General features: G+C 70.9%; 14 protein-coding genes. 9 read left to right on the top strand and 5 right to left on the bottom strand.

All coding sequences use genetic code 11. The features are described from left to right. Positions 1 to 23: 23 nt before the first annotated feature. A complete protein-coding gene (locus I2501_RS09775; RefSeq protein WP_236046035.1) occupies positions 24 to 1,331 on the bottom strand; it encodes a M18 family aminopeptidase in 1,308 nt (435 codons plus the stop codon). Between the two features lie 254 nt (positions 1,332 to 1,585). Further along, positions 1,586 to 3,415 carry an acyl-CoA dehydrogenase gene (locus tag I2501_RS09770; protein WP_196193468.1) on the bottom strand — a complete coding sequence of 610 codons (1,830 nt, stop codon included), beginning with the start codon at positions 3,413 to 3,415 and terminating at the stop codon, positions 1,586 to 1,588. 232 nt (positions 3,416 to 3,647) lie between these two features. Between I2501_RS09770 and I2501_RS09765 the strand changes: the two genes are divergently transcribed. The 3 genes from I2501_RS09765 (at position 3,648) to I2501_RS09755 (ending at position 6,153) form a co-directional block, all read left to right on the top strand. Then, positions 3,648 to 4,073 carry an SseB family protein gene (locus I2501_RS09765; RefSeq protein WP_196193467.1) on the top strand — a complete coding sequence of 142 codons (426 nt, stop codon included), beginning with the start codon at positions 3,648 to 3,650 and terminating at the stop codon, positions 4,071 to 4,073. A 189-nt stretch (positions 4,074 to 4,262) separates the two neighbouring features. Then, complete coding sequence (locus I2501_RS09760; protein WP_196193466.1) at positions 4,263 to 5,222, top strand: pirin family protein; 960 nt, start codon at positions 4,263 to 4,265, stop codon at positions 5,220 to 5,222. Positions 5,223 to 5,448: 226 nt separating this feature from the next. Next, positions 5,449 to 6,153: a hypothetical protein gene (locus I2501_RS09755; RefSeq protein WP_196193465.1), complete on the top strand. Its 705-nt coding sequence runs from the start codon at positions 5,449 to 5,451 to the stop codon at positions 6,151 to 6,153. 19 nt (positions 6,154 to 6,172) lie between these two features. Here the strand turns inward: I2501_RS09755 and I2501_RS09750 are convergent, their stop codons facing one another. Both I2501_RS09750 and I2501_RS09745 read right to left on the bottom strand, forming a co-directional pair. Then, entirely contained in the window at positions 6,173 to 6,994 is an 822-nt protein-coding gene (locus I2501_RS09750; RefSeq protein WP_196193464.1) for a protein phosphatase 2C domain-containing protein, read from the bottom strand. 58 nt (positions 6,995 to 7,052) lie between these two features. Then, positions 7,053 to 8,078 (bottom strand): P1 family peptidase, encoded by a 1,026-nt coding sequence (locus tag I2501_RS09745; protein ID WP_196193463.1) that lies wholly within the window; start codon positions 8,076 to 8,078, stop codon positions 7,053 to 7,055. Positions 8,079 to 8,135: 57 nt separating this feature from the next. On the opposite strand from I2501_RS09745, the gene I2501_RS09740 reads away from it, so the two are divergent. Further along, positions 8,136 to 8,528 carry a VOC family protein gene (locus I2501_RS09740; RefSeq protein WP_196193462.1) on the top strand — a complete coding sequence of 131 codons (393 nt, stop codon included), beginning with the start codon at positions 8,136 to 8,138 and terminating at the stop codon, positions 8,526 to 8,528. A gap of 114 nt (positions 8,529 to 8,642) precedes the next feature. Further along, positions 8,643 to 9,062: an ArsR/SmtB family transcription factor gene (locus I2501_RS09735; protein ID WP_196193461.1), complete on the top strand. Its 420-nt coding sequence runs from the start codon at positions 8,643 to 8,645 to the stop codon at positions 9,060 to 9,062. Here the strand turns inward: I2501_RS09735 and I2501_RS09730 are convergent. Next, a complete protein-coding gene (locus I2501_RS09730; RefSeq protein WP_196193460.1) occupies positions 9,037 to 11,043 on the bottom strand; it encodes an APC family permease in 2,007 nt (668 codons plus the stop codon). The two genes, I2501_RS09735 and I2501_RS09730, sit on opposite strands and share 26 nt — an antisense overlap. Before the next feature lie 238 nt (positions 11,044 to 11,281). Here I2501_RS09730 and I2501_RS09725 point away from each other — a divergent pair, with 238 nt between their 5' ends. The 4 genes from I2501_RS09725 (at position 11,282) to I2501_RS09710 (ending at position 15,254) form a co-directional block, all read left to right on the top strand. Continuing rightward, positions 11,282 to 13,171, top strand: coding sequence for an APC family permease (locus I2501_RS09725; protein ID WP_196193459.1), 1,890 nt, complete (start codon positions 11,282 to 11,284; stop codon positions 13,169 to 13,171). A gap of 163 nt (positions 13,172 to 13,334) precedes the next feature. Next, on the top strand, positions 13,335 to 13,940 hold the full coding sequence (locus I2501_RS09720; protein WP_196193458.1) for a universal stress protein: 606 nt from the start codon (positions 13,335 to 13,337) through the stop codon (positions 13,938 to 13,940). A gap of 7 nt (positions 13,941 to 13,947) precedes the next feature. Next, entirely contained in the window at positions 13,948 to 14,403 is a 456-nt protein-coding gene (locus tag I2501_RS09715) for a hypothetical protein (RefSeq protein ID WP_196193457.1), read from the top strand. Between the two features lie 101 nt (positions 14,404 to 14,504). Further along, positions 14,505 to 15,254 (top strand): class I SAM-dependent methyltransferase, encoded by a 750-nt coding sequence (locus I2501_RS09710; protein WP_196193456.1) that lies wholly within the window; start codon positions 14,505 to 14,507, stop codon positions 15,252 to 15,254. Positions 15,255 to 15,259 lie beyond the last annotated feature (5 nt).

Raw genomic sequence — 15,259 nt, 5'->3', positions numbered from 1 at the left:
CGTCGGCGCCTGCACGTGCGGGCTCAGCTCTCCAGGAACGCCCGGAGCGCCGCCGCCAGCAGGAACGGGTCGTCCGCGCCGCAGAGCTCACGGGCGGAGTGCATGGACAGCGCCGCGATGCCGCAGTCGACGGTCGAGATGCCCAGCCGGGCGGCCGTGATCGGGCCGATGGTCGTCCCGCAGGCCACGGCGTTGTTGGAGACGAAGGTCTGCCACGGCACGCCCGCCTTCTCGCACGCGGCGGCGAAGACCTGACGGCCGACCGCGTTGGTGGCGTAGCGGTTGTTGACGTTGACCTTGAGGATCGGGCCCTTGTTGGGCATCGGGTGGTGACCCGGCTCGTGGCGCTCGCTGTAGTTGGGATGGACGGCGTGGCCCATGTCCGAGGAGAGGCAGACAGTGCCGGCCAGCGCGCGGGCGCGGTCCTCGACGCTGCCGCCACGGGAGAAGACGAGCCGCTCCAGCACGGTGCCGAGCAGCGGGCCCTGTGCGCCGGTGTCGGACTCGCTGCCGGTCTCCTCGTGGTCGAACGCGGCCAGCACCGGGATGTGGGGCAGGTTCTCGCCCTCCGCGACGGCAGCGGCGAGCGCGGCGGTGCCGGCGTGGACGGAGAGCAGGTTGTCCAGGCGCGGCGCGGCCAGCAGCTCGCGGTCGCGGCCCAGGTAGGAGGGCGGCTGCACGTCGTGGACCATCAGGTCCCAGCCGACCACGTCGTCCGCCGCGACCCCGGCCGCCGCCGCGACGTAGGCGATCAGCGAGCCCTCGTCGACCTCGCCGAGGCCCCAGATCGGGGTGAGGTGCCGCTGCCGGTCCAGCGTCATCGAGTCGTTGACGCTGCGGTCCAGGTGGATGGCGAGCTGCGGGACGCGCAGCAGCGGCTCGTCCAGCTGGACCAGGACGACGCTGCCGTCGCGCAGCGCGAGGCGGCCGGAGAGGCCGAGGTCGCGGTCGAGCCAGGTGTTCAGCGGGACGCCGCCGTAGATCTCGACGGCGACCTGACGCCAGCCGTGGGTGCCGGTGTCCGGGATCGGCTTGACGCGGAGGTTGGGCGAGTCCGTGTGCGCGCCGACGATCCGGAACGGGGTGTCCGGAGTCGCACCCTCCGGGACGTACCAGGCGACGAGCGCGCCACCGCGGATCAGGTACCGGCCGCCGGGCGCGTCGTCCCAGGCTGCGGTCTCGTCGACCTGCCGGAACCCGGCCTTCTCCAGCCGGGTCGCCGCGCTCGCCACCGCGTGGAAAGGGGAGGGGCTGGACTGCAGGTAGGCGATGAGGTCGTCGGTGTGGCCTCGGTCGAAGCCATGGGCACCGACTGCTGCGGCGGGGGTCAAAGCTGCTCCAGAAGTGCTGGGTGCTGAGGGTTGGGCGCTCGGGGTACGAGCAGGGCGGCGGCTCGTGGGGAGCCACCGGACGACGTGACACGGTTCTCGGTCGTGGTCTCTCGGGTCTTTCGGTCTCGGGTCGAGCATAGGCCGGGAACAGGAAAGGCCCGGACCCAAAGGGTCCGGGCCTGTTCCGGGCTCGCTCCGGCCGACCGGTGATCGGACGACGGTCGGACGACGATCGGCCGACCGTCAGCCGACGATCAGAACGCCTCCTCCGGGAGGTCCATGATCGCGTTGTCGATGCCCTCGGCGATCTGCCGCTGGGTGTGGACGCCCGGCAGGACGTTGCGGGTGAAGAAGCGCGCCGCGGCGATCTTGCCCTGGTAGAACGGCACGTCCTTCTCGGAGGCGCCCGCCGCCAGCTTGGCCTGGGCCACCGAGGCCTGGCGCATGAGCAGCCAGCCGACGACCACGTCGCCGGAGGCGAGCAGCAGGCGGGTGGTGTTCTGGCCGACCTTGTACATGTTGCGGGTGTCCTGCTCGACCGAGCCGAGCTGGGCCAGCATGGTGCCGACGATGGCCTCCAGGTCGCCCGCGGCGGCGGCCAGCAGGTCGCGCTCGGCGGCCAGCTCCTCGCCGCCGATGCCGCCCGCGATCGCCTTGGAGATCTGCTCGGAGAGCGCGGTCAGCGCCTGGCCCTGGTCCTTGACGATCTTCCGGAAGAAGAAGTCCTGGCCCTGGATGGCGGTGGTGCCCTCGTAGAGGGTGTCGATCTTGGCGTCCCGGATGTACTGCTCGATCGGGTACTCCTGCAGGAAGCCGGAGCCGCCGAAGGTCTGCAGCGACTGGGCCAGCTGCTCGTAGGACTTCTCCGAGCCGTAGCCCTTGACGATCGGCAGCAGCAGGTCGTTCAGGCGCTCGGCGGCCGAGGCGTCCTCGCCGCGGGCCTTGAGCAGCTGCACCTCGTCCTGGACGGTCGCGGTGTAGAGCACCAGCGCGCGCATGCCCTCGGCGTACGCCTTCTGGGTCAGCAGCGAGCGGCGCACGTCCGGGTGGTGCGTGATGGTGACGCGCGGCGCGGCCTTGTCCAGGAACTCGGCCAGGTCCGGGCCCTGCACGCGCTCCTTGGCGTACTCCAGCGCGTTCAGGTAGCCGGTGGAGAGGGTGGCGATCGCCTTCGTGCCGACCATCATGCGGGCGAACTCGATGATGCGGAACATCTGGCGGATGCCGTCGTGCTTCTCGCCGACCAGCCAGCCCTTGGCGGGGTGCTTGGCACCGAAGGTCATCTCGCACGTGTTGGAAGCCTTCAGGCCCATCTTGTGCTCGACGTTGGTGGCGTAGGCGCCGTTGCGCTCGCCCAGCTCGCCGGTCTCCCAGTCGAAGTCGTACTTCGGCACGATGAAGAGCGAGAGGCCCTTGGTGCCGGGGCCGGCGCCCTCGGGGCGGGCCAGCACCAGGTGGATGATGTTCTCGGACATGTCGTGCTCGCCCGAGGTGATGAAGCGCTTCACGCCCTCGATGTGCCAGCTGCCGTCGGCCTGCTGGATCGCCTTGGTGCGGCCGGCGCCGACGTCGGAGCCCGCGTCGGGCTCGGTCAGCACCATGGTGGCGCCCCAGCCCTTGTCGGCCATGAGCTTGGCGATCTTGTGCTGCTCCTCGGTGCCCTCCTCGAAGACGACGCCGGCGAAGGCCGGGCCGGAGGAGTACATCCAGATGGCCGGGTTGGCGCCCAGCACCATCTCGGCGTAGGACCAGATCAGGGAGTTCGGGGTGGGCGTGCCGCCGATGGCCTCCGGGATGCCCAGACGCCACCACTCGGCGTCCATGTACGCCTGGTAGCTCTTCTTGAAGGTCTCGGGTATCGGCGCGGTGTTGGTCTCCGGGTCGAAGACCGGCGGGTTGCGGTCCGCGTCCGTGAAGGAGGCGGCCAGCTCGTTCTCGGCGAGGCGGGAGATCTCGGCCAGGATCGACTTCGCCGTGTCGACATCCATGTCGGCGAACGGACCGGTGCCGTAGACCTCGTCACGACCGAGCACCTCGAAGAGGTTGAACTCCAGGTCGCGGAGATTGGACTTGTAGTGACCCATAGTCGTGAACCCTCATACTCGATCGACGCGATCCACCGGGGAGATCCTGCAGGATCCAGGGGGGATCCGGCATCCACCAGCGCGATCTACCGACTACCAGCAAGTAGCCTCCATGATGCTACCCAAGGGTAACTTAGATCAACCCCTCCCGGCGGATCAGCTGCCGATCTCAGGCGGATATCGGGCGGGATCTGCGTCACACCAGGCGCCGAAGTCTCGCTAGCCTGGACCCGTGTACGGCTATGAGCAGCCCCAGCAAGGGCCGAACCCCGGCTACCAACAGCCCTATCCGGAGCCCACTCCGCCCTCGCTGGCGGACGCGATCCGGATGTTCACCTCGGGCGGGATGTCGGTCGAGGACTTCCAGTCGATCTTCATCACCTCCAAGGTCTACTGCCCGCGCGGGGAACGGCCCGGCTTCCTGGCCCTGCACAACACCCCGCAGCCGGTGATCCCGATGTTCAGCTCCCTCAAGGAGCTGCGCCGCTACGCCGGCAAGGACTCCAAGTACTTCACCGTGACCGGCGCGGAGGTCCTGGACCTGCTGCCGACGGGCTACGGCTTCGCGATGGACATGGAGGGGGAGCACCGGATGGTCTTCGACGCCAAGGCGGTCGAACAGATGGTCGACTTCACCATGCGGCGGATGTACGGCTGAGGGCGGACCATCGACTGAGGCGGCGGGCTCAGGCCGGGGGTGGGCCTCAGGCCGGCGGCAGGCCTCAGGCGGCGGCCCTCAGGACAACTGAACACCGGGGCGGGAATTAGTTGACGCTTCAACTTGCTAAGAGGTTCAACGTTCAACTACCTTGGACGTGTCGAGAGGCAAGAAGTCGAGGAGGCTGCCATGCCCGCTGTGACCGTTGAGAACCCGTTGGTCCTGCCGCGGGTGCAGACACCGGACCCGGCTACGACGCAGGCGCGCCCGGTCCTGACCGTGGTGACCGCACCGGAGGGCTTCGAGGGCGAGGGCTTCCCGGTCCGCCGCGCCTTCGCGAAGATCAACACCAAGTACCTGGACCCGTTCATCATGATGGACCAGATGGGCGAGGTGGAGTACGGAGCGGGCGAGCCCAAGGGCACCCCCTGGCACCCGCACCGTGGCTTCGAGACCGTCACCTACATGATCGACGGTGAGTTCATCCACCAGGACTCCACCGGCGGCGGCGGCTACCTGAGCGGCGGCGACACCCAGTGGATGACGGCCGGCTCCGGCATCCTCCACATCGAGACCCCGCCGGAGTCGCTGGTGGCCAGCGGCGGCCTGTTCCACGGCCTCCAGCTGTGGGTGAACCTGCCCGCCTCGGACAAGATGATCACGCCGAAGTACCAGGACATCCACGGCGGCGAGGTCAAGCTGCTGACCACGCCCGACGGCGGCGCGATCCTCCGGCTGATCGCCGGCGAGATCGACGGCCACCAGGGACCTGGCTCGACCTTCACCCCGATCACCATGATCCACGCCACCATCAGCCCGGGCGCGCGGATCACCCTGCCGTGGCGGCGCGACTTCAACGCGCTGGCCTACGTGCTCAACGGCGAGGGCACGGTCGGCGAGGAGAACCGTCCGATCCACATGGGTCAGGCGACCGTCTTCGGAGAGGGCGACAGCATCGCCATCCAGGCATCGGCGATGCAGGAGTCCCGCTCCCCCAACATGGACGTCGTCATCCTCGGCGGCCAGCCGATCAAGGAGCCGGTGGCACACTACGGGCCGTTCGTGATGAACAGTCACCAGGAGCTGCAGCAGGCGATCGAGGACTTCAACTCCGGTCGTTTCGGCGTGATCCCGCCGTCGCACGCCTGAGCACGCCGTCGCGCGCGGGAGCGCGCGTAGGCGCGCGAGACATGACGGAGCCCCGTCCACCGATGTGGTGGACGGGGCTCCGTCGTATCTGTCACACCCATGCACTACCGTTCACACCATTCACATTTCCTGCACACATGGCAGGGCGACTGCAGCGCCGCGCCCGTGTGCAGGGGGTTTGTCAGGCGTGCCCAGAAACACGCCTTTCTCTGGGGGTAGTTGCAACATGAAGCTCCGCACCACCGTGGCCACCGCTGTGGCCACCGCCGCCGCCGTCCTCGCCCTCGGCGCGGCTCCCGCCACCGCGGCCACCGCCGCTCCGGCCACCCTGGCGAACACCGCGCTGAGCATCAGCGCGAACACCACCCACGCGAGCTACAACCAGTGGGTCGAGGTCAACGCCCACCTGGGCCGCACCGCCAGCAACCGCACGGTCGAGATCGACCTGGGCGGCTCGGTCCTCAAGAAGGGCACGGTCGACCGCAACGGCAACCTGACCGCCTGGGCCAAGCTCACCCACGACGCCACCTTCACCGCGAAGTTCGCGGGCGACTCGCGCGACACCGCCGCCAGCCGCCGCGTGTCCGTCCAGGACGCGGCCCAGGTCTCCAGCAGGATGGTCCAGGGCGCCTACACCTCCGGCGGCTACACGTACTACCACCACACCCAGAACCCGACCATCGCCGCCCAGGTCTCGCCGAACAAGACCGGCGAGTGGGTGGCGATGCACGTCCAGGTGTGGACGGGCAGCTCGTGGCAGAACGTCTCGCTCGGCACGACCTGGTTCAAGCTGGTCTCGCCCAGCGCCGTCGCGGTCTACCTGACGGGCGTTCCGGCCGGCACCACGCTCCGCGAGGCGATCACCTTCGGCGGCGACTCGACCAACTCCGCGTCCAACTGGACCTGGCAGTACGTCAAGGTCGTCAACTGAGCCGTAGCGGCGACGCCGCTCAGCGCAGCCGCGCGTAGAGGACCGTGGCGTCGTCACGGCCCTTGCTGCGCGGCCAGCGGGCACACGTCGGGTCCTGGCCCTCGGCCTCACGGACCCGGCGTATCACCTCGGCCGCGCCGCGCTGGTCCATCAGGCGCATCGCGTCGGGCCAGCCGCCGAGGTCGAAGCGGTCGACGAACCGGGCCGCCCCGTCGGTGAGTGCCGCGAACGCGCGGAGCTCACCGAGCGGGGCGGAGCCGGTCTCCGCGTGCTCGGCCGCACGCGGCAACGCCGCCGCGACCCACGGGCCGTGGCCGGTGTTGCGTGCGGCGCGCACCGCCAGCGCGTAGCGCATGTGCAGCGAGGCGCGCTCCGGGCTGCCGTGGGTGGCCGCGTGGACCTGACGCCGCAACGGCTCACCGGCCGGGAACGGCTGGTTGTCGCCGATGACGGCGAAGCTGCCGTCCCGGTCCAGCACCAACTGCGAGTCCCCCAGCACGAGGTACTGCAGCGCCGACCCGTGCCCGCGCGCCGCGACCACCATCGCGGCAGGGGTGTTGGGGTGCGACAGGTCGCACCGCGCGCCGTGCAGCGAGGCCGTCTCGGCGATGGCGTCGCTCAGACACTGCGCCATCGTCCGGTCCGGCCGGTCGACCAGGCGGGCCAGCAGGTGGACGCCGAGCCGGCGCACGTACCAGGCCGTGCCGTGCTCGCAGCCGTTCTCCATCGCCACGGGTGCGCTGCATCCGTCGAGCAGCACGAAGGCGTCGCCTGACGACGCGACAAAGTCCTCGGTGGGCCGATCTCCTCGCTGCGGTTCCCCCGCTATCTCCACACGCATGCCTGCCAGTGTGCGGCGCGCTGTGCGAGGTTGGCAGGACTTTGCCGGACGATCACTCTCATTCCGGCCGGTTCGCACACCTGTCCCGATAAGCCTCGAACTCCCCTACCGTCTCGGCCGCCAGCATCGCGTGGCCGATCGCCCGGGTGACCGCGTCCGCGCCCGCCGCGAAGAGTTCGTTGAGCGCGGCGGCCTCCGTGTGGACGGCGAAGGCGGGATCCCCCTCGGGCACCGGCAGCGGACGCGTGCCGGAGGCGAGGGCGAAGACGGTGTCCCCGTCCGAGAGCAGGTGCACCGGGCGCAGCGCCCGGGCCAGGCCGTCGTGCGCGGTACCCGCGAACTTGGCGGCCTGCGCCTTGGTGAGCGTGACGTCGGTGGCGACGACGGCGAGGGTGGTGTTGAGCGGACGGGCGTCCGGCGCCTGGGTGGGCTCCGCGCGCAGGGCCGGGAACTCGCCGGGCTCGCCGAACCGGGCCGCGTAGAGCTCGCCCGTCGACGGGTCCACCGGCGAGCCGACGGCGTTCACCGCGACCAGCGCGGCCACGGTGGCCCCGGACGGCAGCCGCACCGACGCCGACCCGATCCCGCCCTTGAGCCCTCCGGCGACGGCGCCCGTCCCCGCACCGACATTGCCCTGCGCGACCGGCCCGTCGTGGCAGGCGGCAGCGGCCTCGCGGCCCAACGCCGCGTCCGGACGCGCCTTCCAGTCGCCACCGCGCCCGAGGTCGAACAGCGCGGCGGCCGGCACCACGGGCACGACCTGCGACGCCTCCGGCCCGACCCGGAACCCGCGCCCCTGCTCCTCCAGCCACGCGACCACCCCGCCCGCCGCGTCCAGCCCGAACGCGGAACCGCCGGTCAGCGTGACCGCGTCGACGCGCTGGACGAGGTTGCGCGGATCCAGTGCGTCCGTCTCCCGCGTCCCGGGCCCGCCACCGCGCACATCCACGCCCGCGACCGCGCCGCCCTCGGGCGCGAGCACGACGGTGACGCCGGTCAGCCACCCGCCCCCGACGCGCTGCGCGTGCCCGACGCGGAAGCCGGGGACGTCGGTGAGGGTGTTGGTGAGGACGTTGTCTGTCACACCGTCAGTCTTGCATTCCCCGCCGAAGGGACGAGCGGAACGCCTAGGGTCACGGTCATGGAGCTGACGCAGATACGCCTGCTGGTCACCGACTTTCCCGCCGTCTACCGGTTCTACCGGGACGTCCTCGGGCTCACGCCGCAGTTCGACAACGAGGAGGGCCCCTACGCCAAGCTCAGTCCCGCGCGCGGCGCAGCCGCGATCGCGCTGCAGGCGCGCGAGCAGGTCGCGGTGCTGCTGCCGGACGTCGCGCAGGGGCCCGCGACGGAGGTGCGCGCGCTGGTCGCGCTGCGGGTCGACGACCTGGACAAGGCCGTGGCCGGGATCCGTCAGCGCGGCGGCACGGTCGACGCGGGGCCCGCTCCCATGGGTGACCGGCTGAACGTCGCGTACGTGCGGGACCCGGAGGGCAACGTGGTCGAGCTGCAGGAGTGGCTCACGCCGCGCTGACGGCGCTGAGGGCTCTGACCGCACCGCCCACACCGGCCGCGCCGACCGTTCGGACCCAGGTGGCGAGCCCGCGCCCTGTGCCCCGGCGTGCGCGGGCTGAGTACGATGAAAACCATGGTCCCCAGAGCAGTCGACGCCGCGTCTCCGGCTGACGCCGCGCCCCAGGCGGCCCAGCCGCCCCACGCGGCGCACGCCGCCGACGCGCCGCCTGCCGCCACCGCGTTGGACGCCGCCGCGGCCGAGCGGGTCGCCGCGACGCTGCAGGCGCTGGCCACGCCGTCCCGGCTGCTGATCCTCTCCCGGCTGCGGCAGGGGCCCTGCACGCCGAAGGAGCTGGCCGCCGACATCGGCATGGAACAGTCGTCCTGCTCCCACCAGCTACGGCTGCTGCGCAACCTCGGGCTGGTGGCCAGGGCCCGGCAGGGCCGCTCCGTCGAGTACGCGCTCTACGACGAGCACGTCTCCGCGCTGCTGGACCAGGCCGTCTACCACGTCGCGCACCTGCGGGTCACTTCCGCAACTGCCGAGGAGTGACCGGCGGCAACCCGCGTCGGACCGCGCCCGGGGCGCGGCGCGACGGGCGCATCGCCGCCCGGGACGAGTCCAGCTGCCACGGGACGCTGATCACCATCACGCCCGGCATGAACAGCAGGCGGCTCTTGAGCCAGAGCGCCGACTGGTTGTGCAGTGGCTGCTCCCACCAGTGCCCGACCACGTACTCCGGGATGAAGACCGCGACCGCGTCCCTCGGCGCGGACTTCCGCAGCCCGCGCACGTAGGCGATGACCGGCCGGGTGATCTCCCGGTACGGCGAGTCCAGCACCTTGAGCGGGATGTCGAGGTCGTACTCGCGCCAGTCCCGCTCCAACTCGCCCGCCTCGCCGCGCTCGACGGAGACGGTGACCGCCTCAAGCGTGTCCGGGCGCAGCGCCTCCGCGTAGCCGATGGCGCGCAGGGTGGCCTTGTGGAGCTTGGAAACCAGCACCACGCCGTGCACCTTGGCCGGACGGGACAGCTCCTCGACCGGGTCGGTCACCTCCAGTTCCTCGGCGACGTCGTCGTAGTGGCGGCGGATCGCCTTCATGTTGACGAAGAGGAAGACCGCCGCGACCACGGCCAGCCAGGCGCCCTGGGTGAACTTGGTGATCATCACGATCACCAGCACCAGCCCGGTGGTCACCGCGCCGAAGGCGTTGATCACCCGCGAACGTCTGGCCGCCGCCCTGGCCTTCGCCTCGGCCCCGGGATTGCGCAACAGCTCGTTCCAGTGCCGGACCATGCCGATCTGGGAGAGCGTGAAGGAGGTGAAGACGCCCAGGATGTAGAGGTGGATCAGGTTGGTGACGTTGGCCTTGTACGCCACCAGCAGCGCGATGTTGACCAGGGCCAGCGCCAGAATGCCGTTGGAGAAGGCGAGCCGGTCGCCCCGGGTGTGGAACTGGCGTGGCACATAACGGTGCTGGGCCAGGATCGAGGCGAGCAGCGGGAAGCCGTTGAAGGCGGTGTTCGCCGCCAGCACCAGGACCAGCGCGGTGACGGCCTGGATGTAGTAGAAGAGCACGCTGTGCTCGCCGCCGAAGATCGCCGCCGCGAGCTGCGCGATGACGGTCTCCTGCGGCGCGGTGCTGCAGTTGGCGAAGCCGACGAGCTGGCAGCCGTCGTTGGTGAGGTGGATCTTCGACGTCATCGCCAGGATGGTGATGCCGGAGAACATCACCACGGCCGTGGTACCCATCGCCACCATGGTCTGGGCGGCGTTCCTGCTCTTGGGCTTGCGGAAGGCGGGCACGCCGTTGGAGATCGCCTCGACTCCGGTCAACGCGGTGCAGCCGGAGGCGAAGGCGCGCAGCGCGAGCATCACCAGGGCGAAGCCGGCCAGCGTGTTCTGGTGGTCCTCCGGCGTGATCGGGTACTTGGCGCTCTCGGCGACCGGCCCGTGCCCGAACGCCATCTTGACGAACCCGGTGACCACCATCAGCACGATGCCCGCGATGAAGAGGTACGTCGGCGCGGCGAAGGCCTTCCCCGACTCGCGCACCCCGCGCAGGTTGATCGCGGCCAGCAGCGCGACGAAGAGGACCGCCATCAGGACGCGGTAGCCGGCCAGGCCGTTGAACGCGGAGATGATGTTGTCCACGCCGGACGCGACGGAGACGGCGACGGTCATCACGTAGTCGACGAGCAGTGAGGCCGCGACGACGAGACCGGCGTTGGGGCCGAGGTTGGTGGTGACGACCTCGAAGGACCCGCCGCCGCTGGGGTAGGCGTAGACGACCTGCCGGTACGACGTCACCACGACGGCCATCAGCACGACGACGGCGAGGCCGATCCAGGGCGTGAGGTAGAGGAAGGCGGTCCCGCCGATGGTGAGCACCAACAGGATCTCCTGCGTGGCGTAGGCCACGGAGGAGAGCGGGTCGGAGGCGAAGATCGGCAGTGCGACACGCTTCGGAAGGAGCGTCTCGCCGAGCTCTTCGCTGCGCATGGCCCGGCCGATGACCAAGCGCTTCAGCATCTGAGGGATGTTCACCACAGGTCGAGACTAGGTTGAAACGGATATTTCTACTGATCTCGCCGCGCGGACGGCCCACTCTGCGGGCGTGCGACGGTGCAACCCCTCGTCTGCCGTATCGACCGCGTATGGACCGCGTCAAAGCGCGTTACGAGCGCGTCAGGATGGCGCGGTTTCCGTGCCTGCCGCGGCCAGCATGGGGACGCACTCAGACGAACCGCACCACGCCCCGGGAGGGGAAATGTCGGCACCCGCAGCCACCGACGAGTCCGCGTCGCATCCGATACCCGAGGCCGGTGACGTCCTCCCGAAGGAGTCGGAGGAGGAGTCGGAGGAGAGCGAGAAGCACCGGCTCTCGGCCATGGGCGGCCTCGCCGCCCTCTCGCTGGACGCGATGGCCTCCGTCGCGTACGGGCCGGAGGCCATCGTGCTGGTGCTGGCCGCGGCCGGTGCGCACGGGCTCGGGTACACGCTTCCCGTCACTCTCGCGATCGCCGCGCTGCTGGGGTTCCTGACCTTCTCCTACCGGCAGGTCATCGCCGCGTTCCCGGACGGCGGCGGTTCCTACGCCGTGGCCAAGGCGCACCTCGGGCACCGGACCGCGCTGGTCGCGGCCGCCTCGCTGGTCATCGACTACGTGCTGAACGTCGCCGTCTCGGTGACCGCCGGAGTCGCCGCGCTGACCTCCGCGTTCCCCGGGCTCTACGGGGACCGGGTGTGGATCTGCCTCGCCGTGCTGGCGCTGGTGACCGGGGTCAACCTGCGCGGGATCGCCGAGTCGGCGCGCGCGTTCATGATCCCCACCATCGTCTTCATCGCGTCGATCCTCGGCGTGGTCGTCGTCGGTCTGCTGCGCAGCCACCCGGTCGCGCTGCTCGCCACCGGGCACGCGTCCGACGTGGCCGCGAACGCGAGCTCGGTCGGGGTGCTGCTCCTGCTCAAGGCGTTCGCGTCGGGCTGTTCCGCGCTGACCGGCGTGGAGGCGATCGCCAACGCCGTGCCGTCGTTCCGGACGCCGCGCGTCAAGCGGGCCCAGCACACCGAGATCGCGCTGGGCGCGCTGCTCGGGATCATGCTGATCGGGCTGGCGGTGCTGATCGGGCGGTTCCACCTGCAGCCGGTCGAGGGCGTGACCGTGCTGGCGCAGCTGACCGACGCGTCGTTCGGGCACGGGTTCCTCTTCTACCTGGTCCAGTTCGCCACCATGGTGCTGCTCGCGCTGGCCGCCAACACCTCCTTCGGCGGACTGCCGGTGCTGCTGCGGCTGCTGGCCCGGGACCACCACCTGCCGCACGTCTTCGCGCTCCGCGCCGACCACCAGGTGTACCGGCACGGCGTGCTGGCGCTGGCGGGCGCGTCGGCGGTGCTGCTCGTCGCCTCCGGCGGGGACGTGGACAGCCTGGTGCCGCTCTTCGCCATCGGGGTCTTCGTCGGCTTCACCATCTGCCAGGTGGGCATGGTGCGGCACTGGTGGCTGGTGCGCTGCCCGGGGTGGAAGGGCAAGGCGCTGATCAACGGGTTCGGCGCGGTGCTGACCGCCTGCGCGACCGTCGTCGAGACGCTGACCAAGTTCACCGAGGGCGCCTGGGTCGTCGTGGTGCTGCTGCCGCTGCTGGTCCTGCTCTTCACCGCGGTGCGGCGCGGCTACCGGAACATCGGCGACAAGCTGGAGCTCGGCGTGGTCCCGGCCGCGCCGGAGCCCCGGCACTCGCTAGTCGTCGTGCCCGTCGGCACGCTGTCGCGGCTGACCAGGGAGGCGCTGTCGGCGGCGATCTCGCTCGGCGACGAGGTGGTCGCGGTCACCGTCGTCCCCGCCGAGGCCGACGCGGAGGAGCGGGCCGCGGCCGAGAACCTGCGCCGTGACTGGGAGCAGTGGCAGCCGGGCGTCCCGCTGGTCGAGATCCCGGCCGCGCGCCGCGAGTTGGCCCGGCCGCTGGTCGGCTACCTGCGGACGCTCCGCGCCGAGCACGCCTACGACCGCGTCACCGTGCTGGTCCCTGAGGTCGAGCCGGAGCACTGGTGGACCTGGCCGCTGCACAACCAGCGCGGCGCGCTGATCTCCCGCGCGGTGCGACGCCGCACTGACGCGACGGTCTGCCGACTGCGCCTGCGGCTCAGCGAGGCGCGTTGAAGCAGCACCGAGTGAGGCCGATCACCCGGCCGGTAAGGGTGCGTCAATACCGGCGGCCCTGGCGTATGGAGGCAGTCAGGGCCCACCGTCCCGTGCTCCGAGCGGGTGTCCAATCGAGGCGAAGCAGAAGAGAGACTTCCCTCAGAGAAGGCAGTGCAGGGCCATGGACACGGTGGACGAGCGGGACGACGCCCCGCGCGGCGGACGGGTCGTCGTCGGCGTCAGCGGAACGATCAGCAGCCTCGAAGCACTGCGGGTCGGCACCGAGGAGGCGCGCCGGACCGGGCGCGAGCTCCTGGTGGTGCTGGCCTGGACGCCGCCGGGCGGCGAGCTCGGCTACCGCCGGATGCCCGTGCCCGACCTGCTGAAGCTCTGGGAGCGCGACGCCGTGGGCCGGTTGGAGGACACCTTCGACGACGCCTTCGGCGGGCTCGCGGCGATGCCGCCGCTGACCGGCGGCCTGACCCGGCTGGTGGTGCGCGGTGAGCCCGGTCGGGCCCTGGTGGAGCTGGCCGACCGGCCGGACGACCTGCTGGTGCTGGGCGCGGGCGAGCGCGGCTGGCCGGCGCGGTGGCTGCACGGCACGGTGTCCCGCTACTGCGTCAAGCGGGCTGGCTGCCGGGTGCTGGCCGTGCCGCCGCCCGCGCTGCTCACCGCGTTGCCCGCCTGGCAGCGGCATCAGGTGGCGACAAGAACCCGTATGGATGCGCCGCCCGCGCGTATGGAACGCGTCAAGACTGACCGGCACGACCGTCCGGCCCGGTTCTGATGGGCAGGTGTTCCAGGATTCCCCGCCCGACGTCTCGGCCGCCCTCTCCACCCCGCTGCCGACGCCGCTCCTTTTCGTGCTCGCCTTCGGCGTCGCGGCCGTGGTGGCGCTGTTCGCCGGAGCGGTGACCTCGCCGAAGCACGCGGTGGTCGGGCTGGTCATGGTCGGACTGGCCGCCGCAGGGGTGACCCGACGCGGCACCGGGCTCCGGGCCGCGCTGGTGGTGGTCCCCGTCTTCTGGCTCTTCTTCGACGGCTTCGTGGAGCACCACGACGGGACGCTCGGCTGGGCGGGCTGGACGGACGCCTGGCGGCTGGCCGCGCTCGTCGCGATGGCCGCTCTGCCCGCGCTGGTCCGCGGGGCGGTAGGGCTGTGGACGGCACGGTCGCGGTTCCGGCGCGCCTCGCTGGAATGGTTCGAGCCGGAGATGCCGAGCCGCCAGGACCCGTCCGCCTGGAACTGACCCGGCGGCACGCGAGTCACCACTGAGTCCGGACCAGGGAAAATCCGGCACCCGCGAAATTCCTTTGTCAGGGCGGCGGCCAAGGTATCTGATGGTCCGCCATGAGTGGATTCGCAGACCCGTCCTTCTTCGGTGACCACTACGCCCACGAGTACGACGCACGACACCCCCTCGACCCCACCCCCGCCGTCGACTTCCTCGCCGACCTCGTCCCGGCCGACTCCCGCGTCCTCGAACTGGCCGTCGGGACCGGCCGCGTGGCGATTCCGCTGGCCGCGCGCGGCCTGGCCGTGGAGGGCGTCGAAGGCTCCGCCGCGATGGTGGAGCGTCTGCACGCCAAGCCCGGCGGCGCCGCGATCCCGGCCGCCGTCGGCGACATGGCCGACGCCGCCGACGTGGTGAAGGGCCCCTTCCCGCTGGCCTACCTCGTCTACAACACCCTCTTCAACCTGCCCAGCCAGGAGCGGCAGCTCGACTGCTTCCGCGACGTGGCCGGGCTGCTGGAGCCGGGCGGCCTGTTCGTCATCGAGTGCTACGTCCAGGACGTCAGCGAGTTCGACCGCGGCCAGCGCACCCAGACCCAGGCGATCACCGAGGACTCGGTCTACCTCGAGTTCCAACTGCACGACCCGGTCGAGCAGACCGTCACCTACCAGCGGATCGCCGTCGACGCGGACGGCCGCACCAAGCTCCGTCCGCTGCGCATGCGGTACTGCTGGCCCAGCGAGCTGGACCTGATGGCCCGTCTGGCCGGACTGCGGCTGCGCGACCGCTACGAGTCGTGGCAGCGCACGCCGTTCACCGCCGCCAGCCGCAACCACATCTCCGTCTACGAGAAGCCGGCGGAGTAAGAAGC

The sequence above is a fragment of the Streptacidiphilus fuscans genome (genome assembly GCF_015690355.1).
GTDB lineage: Bacteria > Actinomycetota > Actinomycetes > Streptomycetales > Streptomycetaceae > Streptacidiphilus > Streptacidiphilus fuscans.
This window is presented reverse-complemented; position numbering and strand designations above follow the sequence as displayed.